This window comes from Gleimia europaea ACS-120-V-Col10b, assembly GCF_000411155.1.
Taxonomy (GTDB): domain Bacteria; phylum Actinomycetota; class Actinomycetes; order Actinomycetales; family Actinomycetaceae; genus Gleimia; species Gleimia europaea_B.
In genome coordinates this window covers 249987-263359 of the sequence record NZ_KE150266.1, presented here as the reverse complement: position 1 = coordinate 263359, position 13373 = coordinate 249987, and the positions used below count along the sequence as shown (strand labels likewise).

At 57.2% G+C, this 13373-nt stretch carries 13 protein-coding genes and 1 tRNA gene; 13 read left to right on the top strand and 1 reads right to left on the bottom strand.

The features are described from left to right. The first annotated feature begins 13 nt into the window (after window positions 1–13). Genes HMPREF9238_RS01210 through der form a run of 6 tightly spaced genes read left to right on the top strand, consistent with a single transcriptional unit; the run spans window position 14 to window position 6399 of the window. Window positions 14–898 (top strand): ParA family protein, encoded by an 885-nt coding sequence (locus HMPREF9238_RS01210; protein ID WP_016443612.1) that lies wholly within the window; start codon window positions 14–16, stop codon window positions 896–898. Continuing rightward, the gene (locus HMPREF9238_RS01205) at window positions 898–1695 is read left to right on the top strand and encodes a segregation and condensation protein A (RefSeq protein ID WP_016443611.1); all 798 of its coding nucleotides are present in this window, start codon (window positions 898–900) and stop codon (window positions 1693–1695) included. The genes HMPREF9238_RS01210 and HMPREF9238_RS01205 overlap by 1 nt, the downstream gene beginning before the upstream one ends. Before the next feature lie 33 nt (window positions 1696–1728). Further along, a complete protein-coding gene (gene scpB, locus HMPREF9238_RS01200) occupies window positions 1729–2307 on the top strand; it encodes an SMC-Scp complex subunit ScpB (protein WP_016443610.1) in 579 nt (192 codons plus the stop codon). Then, a complete protein-coding gene (locus HMPREF9238_RS01195; RefSeq protein ID WP_016443609.1) occupies window positions 2307–3053 on the top strand; it encodes a pseudouridine synthase in 747 nt (248 codons plus the stop codon). The genes scpB and HMPREF9238_RS01195 overlap by 1 nt, the downstream gene beginning before the upstream one ends. Window positions 3054–3062: 9 nt before the next feature. Continuing rightward, the gene (locus HMPREF9238_RS01190) at window positions 3063–4193 is read left to right on the top strand and encodes a prephenate dehydrogenase (RefSeq protein ID WP_016443608.1); all 1131 of its coding nucleotides are present in this window, start codon (window positions 3063–3065) and stop codon (window positions 4191–4193) included. 31 nt (window positions 4194–4224) lie between these two features. After that, on the top strand, window positions 4225–6399 hold the full coding sequence (der, locus tag HMPREF9238_RS01185) for a bifunctional cytidylate kinase/GTPase Der (protein WP_232217622.1): 2175 nt from the start codon (window positions 4225–4227) through the stop codon (window positions 6397–6399). Window positions 6400–6714: 315 nt separating this feature from the next. Here the strand turns inward: der and HMPREF9238_RS01180 are convergent. Next, window positions 6715–6788 (bottom strand) — tRNA-Pro (locus HMPREF9238_RS01180). A 158-nt stretch (window positions 6789–6946) separates the two neighbouring features. On the opposite strand from HMPREF9238_RS01180, the gene pepN reads away from it, so the two are divergent. From pepN to HMPREF9238_RS01145, 7 genes are all read left to right on the top strand, one after another. After that, window positions 6947–9514, top strand: coding sequence for an aminopeptidase N (gene pepN, locus HMPREF9238_RS01175; RefSeq protein ID WP_040316424.1), 2568 nt, complete (start codon window positions 6947–6949; stop codon window positions 9512–9514). Continuing rightward, a complete protein-coding gene (locus HMPREF9238_RS08520; RefSeq protein ID WP_016443605.1) occupies window positions 9499–10326 on the top strand; it encodes a DUF881 domain-containing protein in 828 nt (275 codons plus the stop codon). The genes pepN and HMPREF9238_RS08520 overlap by 16 nt, the downstream gene beginning before the upstream one ends. After that, on the top strand, window positions 10323–10655 hold the full coding sequence (locus HMPREF9238_RS01165) for a small basic family protein (protein WP_016443604.1): 333 nt from the start codon (window positions 10323–10325) through the stop codon (window positions 10653–10655). The genes HMPREF9238_RS08520 and HMPREF9238_RS01165 overlap by 4 nt, the downstream gene beginning before the upstream one ends. 2 nt (window positions 10656–10657) lie before the next feature. Further along, window positions 10658–11383 carry a DUF881 domain-containing protein gene (locus tag HMPREF9238_RS01160; protein ID WP_016443603.1) on the top strand — a complete coding sequence of 242 codons (726 nt, stop codon included), beginning with the start codon at window positions 10658–10660 and terminating at the stop codon, window positions 11381–11383. Between the two features lie 84 nt (window positions 11384–11467). Beyond that, window positions 11468–11908, top strand: coding sequence for an FHA domain-containing protein (locus HMPREF9238_RS01155; protein ID WP_016443602.1), 441 nt, complete (start codon window positions 11468–11470; stop codon window positions 11906–11908). Next, complete coding sequence (gene ftsR, locus HMPREF9238_RS09115; protein ID WP_016443601.1) at window positions 11905–12651, top strand: transcriptional regulator FtsR; 747 nt, start codon at window positions 11905–11907, stop codon at window positions 12649–12651. The genes HMPREF9238_RS01155 and ftsR overlap by 4 nt, the downstream gene beginning before the upstream one ends. Before the next feature lie 177 nt (window positions 12652–12828). Further along, window positions 12829–13347: a MerR family transcriptional regulator gene (locus HMPREF9238_RS01145; protein ID WP_051109801.1), complete on the top strand. Its 519-nt coding sequence runs from the start codon at window positions 12829–12831 to the stop codon at window positions 13345–13347. The last annotated feature ends 26 nt before the right edge of the window (window positions 13348–13373 follow it).

Here is a 13373-nt window from a genome sequence, read left to right as displayed (position 1 = left end):
AAGAGGGGGCTAGATGACATATTCTATGGGGGTGAGTGAGATGCAACCAGGATTAGTTCCCGTACCCCCAGAGGGTGGACGCGACGATGACTTTCCCGTACCGCGCCCCCTACCATCACACGGCCCTGCCCGGGTGATCGCAATGTGTAACCAGAAGGGCGGGGTGGGTAAGACCACCACCACGATAAATCTGGCCGCAGCATTGGCTGAGTACGGTAGGCGGGTGCTCATCGTCGATTTTGACCCACAGGGCGCTGCGTCAGCAGGCCTTGGCATCAACTCGCAAGATCTCGATCTCACAATCTACAACTTGTTGATGTCCGCAAAGGTTTCCATCCGAGATGTTATCGCGCACACGAAGATCGAAAACCTTGACTTGGTACCTGCCAACATTGACCTGTCTGCCGCCGAGGTTCAGTTGGTGAACGAGGTGGCACGCGAACAGGCTCTGACCAGGGCGTTACGTCCCATCATGGACGATTACGACGTGATCCTCATCGACTGCCAACCCTCCCTTGGTCTTCTCACCGTTAATGCCTTGACCGCTGCCCACGGAGTGATGGTTCCCCTCGAGGCCGAATTCTTTGCCCTGCGCGGCGTCGCCCTCCTCATCGACACGATCGACATGGTGCATGACCGTCTTAACCCCCGTCTTAAGATTGATGGCATTTTGGTCACGATGGTTGATTTGCGCACGCTACACGCTCGCGAAGTTCTGGAACGGCTTCAGGAAGCATTTGGGGACAAGGTTTACGACACGATAATCAGGCGCACGGTGAAATTCCCAGACGCGTCCGTAGCCACCGAACCGATCACCACGTATGCCCCGTCCCACCAGGGAGCCCAAGCCTACCGCCGGCTGGCGCGCGAGGTGATATCGCGGGGAGACGTAGCGTAGTGACCACAGCCGAGGGCGGCGGGTTCACCGTCTCCTTAGAGAACTTCGAAGGGCCGTTCGACCTTTTGCTCGGCCTCATCTCGAAACGAGAGATGGACATTACCGAAGTTTCCCTCGCGTCGGTAACGGATGAGTTCATCTCCTACATGCGCGTGGACTCTGATCTATCGCGCACATCCGAGTTTCTGGTTGTTGCCGCAACCTTACTGGACATGAAGGCCCGCTCGCTTCTACCGGTTGATGATGAACAGCTGGAAGCCGACCTCGAATATCTAGAGGCGCGCGACCTGCTATTTTCACGGCTATTGCAATACCGGGCTTTCAAACAGGTGGCGCAAATTTTTTCCGGCTTGTGGGAAGCGAACAGCGCCGCCCACCCCCGGCAAGCTGAAATGGAACCCAAGTTCGCCGCTCTTTTACCGCAGCTACGCTGGTCCACAACTGTGCTCGATCTGGCGAAGATTGCGGCCGAGGCAATCTATGCGGCACCCCCGCAGGTCACGACCACCCATTTGCACGACCCGTTGGTGCCCGTGCGTGGGCAGGCTGAATACATTTTGAAACGGCTAAAAGTGCTGGGGGATACCAGCTTCGAACAGCTGTGCGCTGATGCCCCGGATGTGAACACGATCGTCTCGCGTTTCCTCGCCATCTTGGATCTATACCGCGAGGGAGCGGTGACCTTCAAACAGGAGTCGCCGCTTGCAAAACTTACCATCCACTGGACGGGTTCAAAGGCCAGTATCGCCGACATGCGGATGGAGGACGAGGAAACCGCAGTAGTCTCGCCACTTTAGGTACAATAGTTTCAGTATTGACGGGAGGTCGACATGCAAGAGGCAATACCCCAAATCTTTGGCGATGAAGAACTCGCCAGAGTAGTAGAAGCGATCCTCATGGTGGCGCCCGAGCCGGTGGCAGCGGCAGATATCGCGAGTACCCTTAGCGTTAGCACCGATCAGGTGGAAGCCGTGCTAGTGCAGTTGCGCGCTGAATATGACCGGGATGAGCGCGGTTTTGAACTTCGCGAAGTGGGTGGGGGATGGCGCTACTATTCGCGGCCTACCTACGATCCGTTCGTATCGCAGTTTGTTAGCGGTAGCCGCCTGCAAAAGCTGTCCCAGGCCGCTCTAGAAACGCTTGCGGTTATCGCGTATCGGCAGCCGGTTACCAGGCAAAAAGTTAGCTCCATTCGCGGCGTTAACGTGGATTCAGTTATCCGTTCCCTCCTTGCCCGTGGTCTTATCGAGAGCGCCGGCGAAACTGCGAGCGGCGCAACCTTGTTTCAAACCACCACCGAATTTCTTGAACGGATGGGCTTGCGCTCACTTGACGAGTTAAGTCCTCTTGCGCCTCACCTTCCGCACCGAGACGAACTTTTCGAACTAGCGCAATCTTTGGAGAAATAATGAAAAACGATCCCCACGTAGAATCGGGAATCCGCCTACAAAAAGTTATCTCGCAAGCCGGTGTAGCTTCGCGCCGGCATGCGGAAATCCTCATCACTTCCGGCCGCGTGCGCGTTGATGACAAAGTAGTGCGCAAGCTTGGAACCAGGGTTGATCCCAGCCGGCAGGTGATCCACGTTGACGGTGAGCGCCTTCTACTCGATACAGATTCGCTTACCATCGCCCTCAACAAGCCCGTGGGAGTCGTTTCTACGATGGATGACCCCGAAGGACGCGCCTGTCTGGCCGACTACACCCAGGACTACCCACAGCGCCTATTCCATGTGGGGCGCCTAGATACTGACACGGCGGGTCTGATCTTGCTGACCAATGATGGGGAGCTTGCGCACCGCCTCATGCACCCCTCCTACGAGATTCCCAAAACCTACGTTGCTACCGTTCCCGGAGAGGTTCCGCGCGGCCTGCGCAAGAAAATGTTGCGCGGCATTGAACTCGAGGACGGCCCGGTTGAGGTTGAAGATTTCCGCATTAAAGACCAGTACGGCGACCTCACCCTTGTGGAACTGACTTTGCACGAGGGCCGCAACCGCATTGTGCGCCGGCTACTGGAAAGCGTTGGTTTTCCCGTAGTTGAACTGGTGCGTACCCAGTTTGGGCCGGTCAAGATCGGCCGCCTTCACCCGGGAGTTACCCGCAAGATTGACGGCCCCGTACTACAAGAACTGTACAAAGCAGTAGACCTGTAGGAACTCACCGTGCAGATTTCAACTAACCCGGACGGCCGGCCCATTCAAACCACGGGGCCGGTCCTAGTGATCGGCTCGGGCCTCCTCGGCGGATCCGCAGCGCTGGCACTTAAAGCCGCTGGCATTGAAGTGTTCTTGCAAGACATTTCACCCGTGTCCCTGGCCCTGGCCCGTGACCTTGGAGCCGGGCAAGAGTACACCTCCTCCAGCCCCCAGCCGTCGCTAGTTGTCGTGGCAGTGCCGCCAGATGTCACGGCAAGTTGCGTTGTCGACGCACTGGTCACTCACCCTGACGCCGTAGTTACCGATGTTGCTTCGGTGAAGTCGATTATTTTGAAAGAGGTCGAAGCAACCGGTGTGGATGCCTCGCGGTACGTGCCATCGCACCCGATGGCCGGGCGAGAGCGATCCGGTGTTGCCGGCGCGGACCGAGACCTGTTTGTGGGCCGGCCGTGGGCCGTCATTCACCACCCCACCTGTTCGCCACAAGCGCGTGTGGTGGTGCGCAACCTCGCTGTAGACCTTGGATCTACCGTGCTAGAAATGAGTGCGCAGGAGCATGATCGGGGAGTGGCTATCGTCTCACACGTGCCCCAGCTAATCTCCTCGCTACTGGCCTCCCGGCTACGTGAAGCCACCGAGGATGAGCTCAGCCTGGTTGGTCAGGGCTTGCGCGACACCACGCGCATCGCCGCCTCGGATCCACGATTGTGGACGTCTATAGTGTCCGGTAACTGTGGACCCGTAGTAGATGTGCTTCGCCAGTATCAACGTGAACTCGATGACCTCGTGCGCGGCCTCGAATCAGGTGCTGCCGATGGCTTTGGCGCCCCGGGATCCGTGGCCGCGATAAACACCGCGATTTCACAGGGTAACGAGGGAGTCTCACGCATTCCCGGTAAACACGGGGGAGTGCAACGACGCTGGGCCATCGTGGAGGTTCTTATCCCCGATAAGCCAGGCGAACTCGGCCGCCTGTTCACCGAACTGGGAGCGGCCGGCATCAACATTGAAGACCTCACCATGGATCATTCCGCGCACCAGCGCGTTGGTCTGGCCCAAATTTTTGTAAACCCGGCTGTTGCAAAAGAAGCCGAAAAGGAACTTGAAATGCGCGGCTGGCGCATTGTCAATCAGTGAGCTCGGAGGAAACGTGGAAGAAACAGCAAATATGAGCGTAGAGCAGATGAAGGCGCTTATAAGCGAGCTGGGACTGTCCGTTGCTATCGACGGCCCCTCCGGCTCGGGCAAATCAACGGTTGCACGCGCGCTCGCACGTGAACTCGGTATCGGCTACCTCGATACTGGAGCAATGTACCGGGCCCTCACCTGGTACTGCTTGGACGTGGGATTGCCGCTGGATGATCACGCAGCCGTAGCTGGCGCAGCGGACTCGTTCCCCCTATCTATCACCACCTCACCTGACGATTTTCGCGTCACGGTGGGGGATACGGATGTGACGGATCAGATCCGTGAGTCCCGCATCTCCAAAGTAGTGTCAAAGACGGCCACTAATCTGGACGTGCGCGAATCGCTTGTGCGCCAACAGCGTGAAATTATTAACGCTGCCCGCCAGCGTGGCAACGGCATGGTTACCGAAGGTCGGGATATCACCACTGTGGTGGCACCTGACGCGGATGTGCGCCTACTACTTACCGCTTCAGCCGAAGCCCGAATGAAGCGGCGCGCAGTACAGTTGCTCGGTGAGGGCGTGGATGAAGCGGCCATCGAATCGATGCGCACCGAGGTGGTTGGCCGTGATGCAAAAGACTCCACGGTAGTGAATTTCCAGGAGGCCACCGAGGGGCAGATCCTAGTTGATTCTTCCGCGCTCGATGCGCAACAAACACTCGCGCTTGTACTGGGATACGTGGGGCAGAATCTGGCTGACCGAGCCGAGCAGGCTAAGGTTGAGGACGCCCGCGTGCGCGCCATGCGAGCTGCCCTGTCAAGCTACGAACTGTACGACGAAGATAAGGACGTGCTGGCGGGCGAGGTACCGCTGGAAGAGAGCGAAGTTTCCAGTTCTGGCAATCCGGTGCTGGCAATCGTGGGTCGACCAAACGTGGGCAAATCAACGCTCGTCAACCGCATCTTGCAGCGTCGCGCAGCAGTTGTTCAAGACACGCCGGGAGTCACGCGCGACCGTGTGTCCTATCCGGCAAACTGGAATGGGCGTGACTTCACGTTGGTAGACACGGGCGGCTGGGAAGTTGATGTGCGCGGCCTGGATCGTTCGGTTGCCGAGCAGGCTGAGATCGCCATTGAAATGTCTGACGCAGTGCTGTTTGTTGTCGATGCGACCGTGGGGATCACCGACACGGACGAGCGCATCGTGAAGATCCTTCGCCGCTGTGGCAAGCCCGTGGTGCTGGCCGCGAACAAGGTTGATTCCGCCGCGCAAGAGGCGGATGCATACGCTCTGTGGAACCTTGGTTTGGGCGAGCCTTTACCGGTTTCAGCGTTGCATGGACGCGGGGCGGGCGACGTGCTTGACGCCGTTATGAAGATCCTGCCCGAAGAGTCCGCAGTTGTGCAAAAACTACCCCAGGGCGGGCCTCGACGCGTTGCGCTCATTGGGCGACCCAACGTGGGCAAATCCTCCCTGTTAAATCAGCTGGCCGGCGAAAACCGCGTGGTAGTTGACAATACTGCTGGCACAACTCGTGACCCGGTTGATGAGCTCATCGAGATGGACGGACGCCAATGGTGGTTTGTTGACACGGCCGGTATCCGCCGCAAAATGCACCGCACCTCCGGCGCCGACTACTACGCGTCCATCCGCACACAGGCCGCGATTGAAAAGTCTGAAGTGGCCATGGTATTGCTCGACGCCACGGAGCCGCTGTCTGAGCAAGACGTTCGTATCGTGCAAGCAGCACTTGACTTAGGCCGTGCCCTGGTGATCGTTAACAACAAGTGGGATTTGGTTGATGAGGATCGCCGCTGGGAGATCCAGCACGAGCAGGAACGCGACCTCGCCCACGTTTCTTGGGCGCCGCGCATTAACTTGTCTGCTCGCACCGGATGGCACACCAACCGCATTGTGAAGGCGCTCGATACTTCGCTGAACTCTTGGGACATGCGCATCTCTACCGCGAAGCTGAACTCGTTCCTCGGCGAACTCGTTGCGGCCACACCTCACCCGGTGCGCGGTGGTAAGCAGCCTCGCATTCTGTTTGCAACGCAGGTGTCTGCCCGCCCGCCTCGATTCGTGATCTTCACAACCGGGTTCCTGGATCCGGGTTACCGCCGATTTATTGAGCGGCGCCTGCGGGAAACTTTCGGCTTTGCGGGCACACCCATCAAGATCAGTGTGCGCGTACGAGAAAAGAAGCATCGCTAACATTTTGTGGAGCCTGGATCGGCCTAGCTGTCTTTGTTCCGCTCACTGGGGATGGGAATAACGGCCGCTAACAGCAAGAAGAAAGAGGATACCTGGAACTGTAAGCACGATCCGCCACGCCCAAATTTGCCCGCCCGACAAGGCTGGCAGATGGCCAGCTAAGAGTGCGATACCCGCAAACATGACCGAGGAGAGAAGTGAAACTACTACGCCGCGACCAGCCATGGCACACCAATCTACAAAGACGCCGTAATTGAGGGGATAGATGTGAAAAAATCCCGAGACATGACTAACATTGTCGCGGGATTCACATCGTCGGGCTGGCGGGATTTGAACCCACGACCCCTTGACCCCCAGTCAAGTGCGCTACCAAGCTGCGCCACAGCCCGTGCTTTTCAGCAACAACGATTCTAACTTAATCGCTGTGCACATGCCTAATCGGGCGGACGGATGTGGGGTATGCCCTAAACTGCCTGCATTTCCCGTTGGTGCAAGGATCGAGTCACGTCAGTAACGGTTTAGTCATCGCCTTCGATACACTGAAGTGGTGGAGACTTTGACCCGTGAAGAGGCACTGGATCGCAGCGCCAATGTAATACCGGATGAGATTGACGTGTACGTTGACCTCGCAAACGCGATATCAAATGATGTCGCCTTCTACTCGAAATCGACGATCCGTTTTCAAACCAAATCTCCGTCCATTTTTGTCGATCTTGTTGCCCACAATGTTGAGGCGGTGCGAGTTGATGGAATGCCCGCAAACTTTGAGGTGACAGATACGCGGGTTGTAGTAAATGATCTTCCAACCGGGCGCCCTGTGAGCCTGGAAATTGAGTCCCATTGTAAGTACTCAACCACCGGGGAAGGGTTGCATCGCTACGTTGATCCCGAGGACGGCTCCACCTACTTGTACACGCAGTTTGAACCCACTGACGCACGCCGCGCGTGGGCGTGCTTTGACCAGCCGGATCTGAAGCCTCGGTGGCAGTTCCGGGTCAAGGCCCCCTCGGAATGGATCGTTCTATCTAACCAGCCCGAGCAGTCGCGCACGTTAGATGGTGCCTTCGCAGAGGTGACGTTCATGCGCACCCCGCCGCTATCGTCATACATCACTGCGGTGGTTGCCGGCCCTTACGCTCGCGTTGATGGTGGCAAGTGGAGCGGGGGAGCGGGCGATGGGGGCAACACCGACATTAGCCTGGGTGTTTACTGCCGCGCTTCACTGTCGCAATACCTGGACGCCAAAGATATTTTGACGCTAACGCGCCAGGGTTTGGACTTTTATCACGAGCATTACGGCTTCACGTACCCGTGGGGGAAGTACGATCAGGTTTTTGTCCCCGAATACAACCTTGGGGCAATGGAGAACCCCGGGTGCGTCACTTTTAACGAAAAGATGATTTCTCGCGACACCCCAACCAGGGCAGCGCGGCAATCTCGCGCCAACGTTATTTTCCACGAGATGTGTCACATGTGGTTTGGGGATCTCGTAACGCCGCAGTGGTGGGATGACTTGTGGCTCAAGGAATCGTTTGCGGACAACCAGGGTTCCATGGGACTGACCGAGAACACGGAATTTGAAACCGAGTGGGCCACGTTTGCTTCGGGTCGCAAAGAATGGGCATACAAGCAGGACCAGCTCCCCACCACGCACCCGATCGCAGCGGATATTCCCGACGTGGAGGCCGCGAAGAACAACTTTGACGGCATTACCTACGCGAAGGGCGCGGCAGTGCTCAAGCAATTGGTTGCCTACGTAGGAAAGGAAGCGTTCTTCACCGGAGCGCGTGAATACTTCCAGAAGCACGCGTTTGGTGCAACTCGGATGCAGGACTTCCTCTGCGCTCTTCAGGAAGCCTCAGATCGCGATAACCTGCAAGATTGGGCTCGGGCATGGTTGGAAACTGCCGGCCCCTCAACCCTGCGGGTTAAGCGCAGTGAAGGCGGGTTCATGCTCGAACAGGAGTCGATCGACGCGATTAGCGGGCAGCCTGCTTTGCGCCCACACCGGGTGAATGTCGGCTTCTACGAGTTGCAGGGCGACGCGTTGGTGCGCACGAGGCTGGAGGAGGTTACGCTCGCCGGACGTACTCTCACGCTCGCCGCGCAGGGTGACTACGACCTCGTCTTAGCAAATGATGATGACCTAACTTATGCACTTGTCGAACTCGATGAGAACGAGGTAAGCACGGCGCTTCGATACGTGTCTACGATTGCGAATGCTACCTCCCGCGCAGTGGTGTGGTCTGCACTGTGGGCCGGCGTGCGAGGGGCAAGATTAAACCCGCGCGACTACGTTAATGCGGTGGCCGAACAGGTGCCAGCTGAAAACGATGACGCGGTTGCTAGCGACCTCATCGCGAACGCTCTCGATGCCCTTTTGTACTACATGGCGACGCCGGAGCGAAAAATCGAGGCGAAGCGTTTTGCCAACCACGCGATCGACGCGATCGGGCGCTCCCAGTCCCAAGATCGCAAGCGTGAATGGGCGGTTGCGGCAACTCGTGCATTGAACATAGCTGGATCGCCCACTGATGACCAGATGCAGTTCCTGCGCGACCTCGAGTCCGCAAATTCGCCGCTTTTAACGGTTGGGCCAAACCTTGCCTGGCGGGCCCGCATCACTCTTGCTGCGCTCGGTGCGATCACTAGAAAAGACATCGCACTCCATTTGCAAGCCGATCCCTCTGGCGAAGCCGAAGTATTTGCCCTCCAGGCCATTTCCGCCCTTCCGGGGCGAATCGAGCGACAAAAAGCGTGGACGCGCATTTTGGAAGAAGATTTAGCTAACGAAAAGATGAGTGCGATCCTTGCCGGTCTCAGCGCTGGGGCAATCGGTCATGACGCCACCGGTTTCGCGGGCGACTTTTTCGACCTTGCTGGTCAGTATTGGAACTCTCACACGATTGGCATGGGCCGGCGCTTCGTTGCCGGCGCCTACCCGCGTGTGATTGACGCTAACCGCCCCGAAGAGGCCGCTGCGCTTCGCTACATGGCGTCGTGGTGGATCAGTGCAAACGAAAGCGCACCGCCTGCGCTCGTGCGTCTCATGCGTGAAGCCGCAGATAATTTGGAACGTAGCTTCAGGATTCAAACCAAATGGCTGACCAAGTAGATCCGGTTAGCCGCGCGTCCGCGGATGATCGAGCGTTTGCAGAGTCGTCCTCACTGCTGGGTGAACTCCTCTTCGACCCGCTCAACTACGGTGTGGGAACCGAATCGGCGCTGCAAAGAGGGCGACGGCGCCCATTTGAGACCCTCATCGCCCTCGTACTAGCTATTGCCTTAGCGTTTGGGGTAACCGTCGCGGTGAAAAACCTGCTGGGACACAAAACCACGCAGGAGAAAACGCGCGCCAATCTGAGTGAGCAGGTTGCCCGACAGCAAGAAATTGTTAATCAGCTCGAAGTTGAAAACGCTGAGGACGCCGCTCGTATCGCACTCCTATCCGCCGGCCTCAAGAATACGGTGACGGCCGACCAGCCGGCGCAGCAAAATGCGCAGTTGGATGCGATCGAAGGTAGCGGTGTCCTCGTGACGGTTAGCGAGCGCGAGGGAGCAGAATCAATTGAGCGCGTTTTGGATACCGACCTTCGTTTTATCATCAACGCGCTGTGGGCGGGCGGCGCCGAGGGCGTGGAGATAAACGGCGTGCGTGTGGGGCCCACTACGGCCGTACGTACCGCAGGTAGCGCCATCTTGGTTAATTTCCAACCGGTAGTTGCGCCGTACAATATCCGCGCCATCGGAGACGACGAGTCCTTAGAACTGCAGCTAAGATCCGGTGGGGTAGCGACCTATCTGTCTACACTGGACTCAAAATACGGAATCAAGACATCCATCCAATCGGAAGAAAAAATCGCGTTGCGCCCCGCCGGCGTCCGCAACGTGAACCTTACTGAGATCGTTCAACAGGAGCCGCAATGATCGCAATACTTGGCCTAGTGCTCGGCATCATCCTTGGTATTCTTCTTGACCCGACGATTCCTTACGCGCTACAGCCGTACCTGCCTATTGCCGTTGTCGCAGCTATGGATGCTCTCCTTGGTGGGGCACGAGCCTGGTTTGAAGGCAAGTTCTCTGACCGCGTGTTCATTATCTCGTTCTTCTGGAATGTTCTTATTGCTGCCCTTCTGGTTTTGATCGGCGCGCAACTGGGCGTGGGAGCCGCCATGACCACCGCAATCGTGGTTGTTCTTGGCATCCGTATCTTCTCTAACGCGGCAGCCATCCGCAGGCATATTTTCGGGGCATAAAAGTGAAAGAAAGAGACCTATCTAAACGCCGCCTGCGTGACCTGCTCACAGTGAGGTTTCGCCCCATTCATCTGCTCATTGGTGTGCTCCTGTTCACGCTGGGATTCGCGTTCGTGGCCCAAATTAAGATTCAGCGTTCAGATCCCTTAGATGGGCTTAACGAAGACGAGTTGGTTTTGCTTCTGGACCAGCTGACCGACGCTGAGACACAACTACGTGATGAGAAAGCCGAACTAACCGACCAAATTTACAAACTCCAGTCCGCCCATTCGCAAGGTCAAGCCGCCGTTGAAGCAGCTGAGAAGGAGCGCGAGCTTGCCCGCATCCTGGGAGGCACCACACCGGTTCACGGGCCCGGCCTCGTAATCATTGTGAAACAGGGCGGTGGTCCGATTCCGGCCCAAAAGTTTGTCACCATGCTTGGAGAACTTCGTAACTCGGGTGCTGAAGCTATCGAATTAAACGGTAACCGAGTTGTGGCCTCCTCGTATATAACCGCTGATGAAAACGGCGTGTTGAGCCTGTCTGGAACGGAGCTGACAGCTCCATACGTGTGGAAGGTAATTGGCGATGCGGACACGATACAGCCGGCACTGGACATTGCCCGCGGCGCCACTTCGCAATTGCGCGCAGCCGACGCGACGGTACAGATAACGCGTGTTGAAAACATCGAGATTAACAGCACTGTAACCCCCAAAACATACCGTTACGCTAAGCCCGTAGACTAGCGTTTCACTGTGGTGGATAACTTCTGCCAACAGAACTAAACTTGGAAGATAGAAATTCGATCCCCGTTGCCGAAGGAGAAGGCGATGTGCCCAAACAACACGCCAGATCCCAATGAAACCGCCATTTTTGGCGCATTGGACACGCCTAGTGAACCAGCAGAGTCGTTTACCCGCCGGCCGCTTTCCCCTGCCGATCAAGCTGCGGTAGATGCGCTTCCGTATGGTTCGGCGCTCCTCATCGTGCAGCGTGGCCCAAACTCCGGTGCCCGTTTCCTCCTCGACAAAGAAGTGACCACGGCAGGTAGAAGCCCCAAAGCGGATATTTTCCTCGACGATGTCACGGTTTCGCGCCGCCACTGCGAATTCCGCGCGGTTGATGGGGGCTTCATTGTGCGCGATTCCGGGTCATTGAACGGGACGTACGTGAACCGTGAACGCACCGAAAGTGCGCAGCTCCACACGGGTGATGAAGTGCAAGTTGGCAAGTACCGCCTCACATACCATCCGTCGAACAAAGCTTCATGAACGCGAAACAACTCCGTTTAGAAAATGAGACACCAATAACCTGGCCGCGTGATGTTTCTCATGAGGCGAGGTTCTCTATTGGGCAGGTGACCGAGCAGGTAAAACCTGAGTTTCCTGCCCTTACCGTGTCTAAAGTCCGCTATCTTGAGTCCGAAGGCCTGCTCGAACCTGAACGCACTGAATCTGGTTATCGCAAATACTCCAGCGCAGATATTGAGCGCCTGCGCTTCATTTTGACCGAGCAACGCGACTCGTACCGCCCACTTCGCGTTATCCGCGAGCAACTTGCCGCGCTCGACGCGGGCCACGAAATCGAACGGGTGCCCACCGCACGCGTCGTATCCGACAAGGGAGTCACCAAAGCTCCCGCCCGCGAACACGTGTCACTTCGAGAACTCTGTGACCTCACGGGCACGTCAAAAACAGAGATCGAAGAGTTCACCACCCTGGGCTTGCTTTCACCGGACCTCAGCGGATATTTCCCGGCAAAGTCGGTCAAGGTAGTTGGACTTCTGCTCCAGATCCGCAACGAGGGGATCAACCCGCGAAACCTGCGCACGGTACGACAGGCTGCCGAGAGGCATGCGGATCTCATCGACACTACCGCGCAACCGCTTCGCGCGCGCAATCGCGCTTCTGACATTGAGCGGGCGCGAGCAAAAAGTGCGGAGCTTGCAGAACTTACAGCCGATTTGCATAGGGAGTTTTTGCGGTTGGCAATTGATAAGCTTTCAGATAGTTAGACCGTTTCGATAACAAAATAGTCTCAAGTTAAACTTGAAGGTAAGGCACGCCGCGCGTTTCATTGACGCCGCGCCTATTCCGATCTAGCGTTGATCTCAGTTTGACCATCAACCTAATAGTCGCGAGGAGATACTCAGTTGATAGCAGATAATGGAGCTGCCGAGGCCCGGCAGGGCATGCTGTTTGGCGACGTCCTCGCGCACATCACACCCGAAACCGGCTACCGCGGCCGCATCGCTTGCCAAGCAGCTGGCATCACGTACCGCCAGCTCGACTACTGGGCACGCACCGGACTCGTGGAACCATCTATTCGCACCGCCCAGGGTTCGGGCTCACAAAGGCTTTATTCTTTCCGCGACATCCTCGTTTTGAAGGTTGTGAAGCGCCTTTTGGACACTGGCGTGTCGCTACAGCAGATCCGTACCGCTGTCACTCATTTGAAAGACAGGGGAGTGGATGACCTCGCATCGATTACGCTGATGAGCGATGGCGCTTCGGTTTACGAGTGCCGCTCGCGAGATGAAATGATCGACCTGATTGAAGGCGGCCAGGGCGTGTTCGGCATTGCGGTTGGTCACGTCTGGCGCGAGATCGAGGGATCTTTGGCAGAGCTTCCCAGCGAAGAGGCCGAGCCGATTCTACCGGTTGAAGACGAGCTTGCGAAGGCTAGGCGCGCCCGCCGTAACGCTTCTTAAAACGCTTCGACAGTTGTGGGTGGAAC

Bases quoted from the DNA above. Each gene is read 5' to 3' on its own strand.
- HMPREF9238_RS01210 (WP_016443612.1), top strand. From the start codon at position 14: ATGACATATTCTATGGGGGTGAGTGAGATGCAACCAGGATTAGTTCCC.
- scpB (WP_016443610.1), top strand. From the start codon at position 1,729: ATGCAAGAGGCAATACCCCAAATCTTTGGCGATGAAGAACTCGCCAGA.
- HMPREF9238_RS01195 (WP_016443609.1), top strand. From the start codon at position 2,307: ATGAAAAACGATCCCCACGTAGAATCGGGAATCCGCCTACAAAAAGTT.
- der (WP_232217622.1), top strand. From the start codon at position 4,225: ATGAGCGTAGAGCAGATGAAGGCGCTTATAAGCGAGCTGGGACTGTCC.
- HMPREF9238_RS08520 (WP_016443605.1), top strand. From the start codon at position 9,499: ATGGCTGACCAAGTAGATCCGGTTAGCCGCGCGTCCGCGGATGATCGA.
- HMPREF9238_RS01165 (WP_016443604.1), top strand. From the start codon at position 10,323: ATGATCGCAATACTTGGCCTAGTGCTCGGCATCATCCTTGGTATTCTT.
- HMPREF9238_RS01155 (WP_016443602.1), top strand. From the start codon at position 11,468: ATGTGCCCAAACAACACGCCAGATCCCAATGAAACCGCCATTTTTGGC.
- ftsR (WP_016443601.1), top strand. From the start codon at position 11,905: ATGAACGCGAAACAACTCCGTTTAGAAAATGAGACACCAATAACCTGG.
- HMPREF9238_RS01145 (WP_051109801.1), top strand. From the start codon at position 12,829: ATGCTGTTTGGCGACGTCCTCGCGCACATCACACCCGAAACCGGCTAC.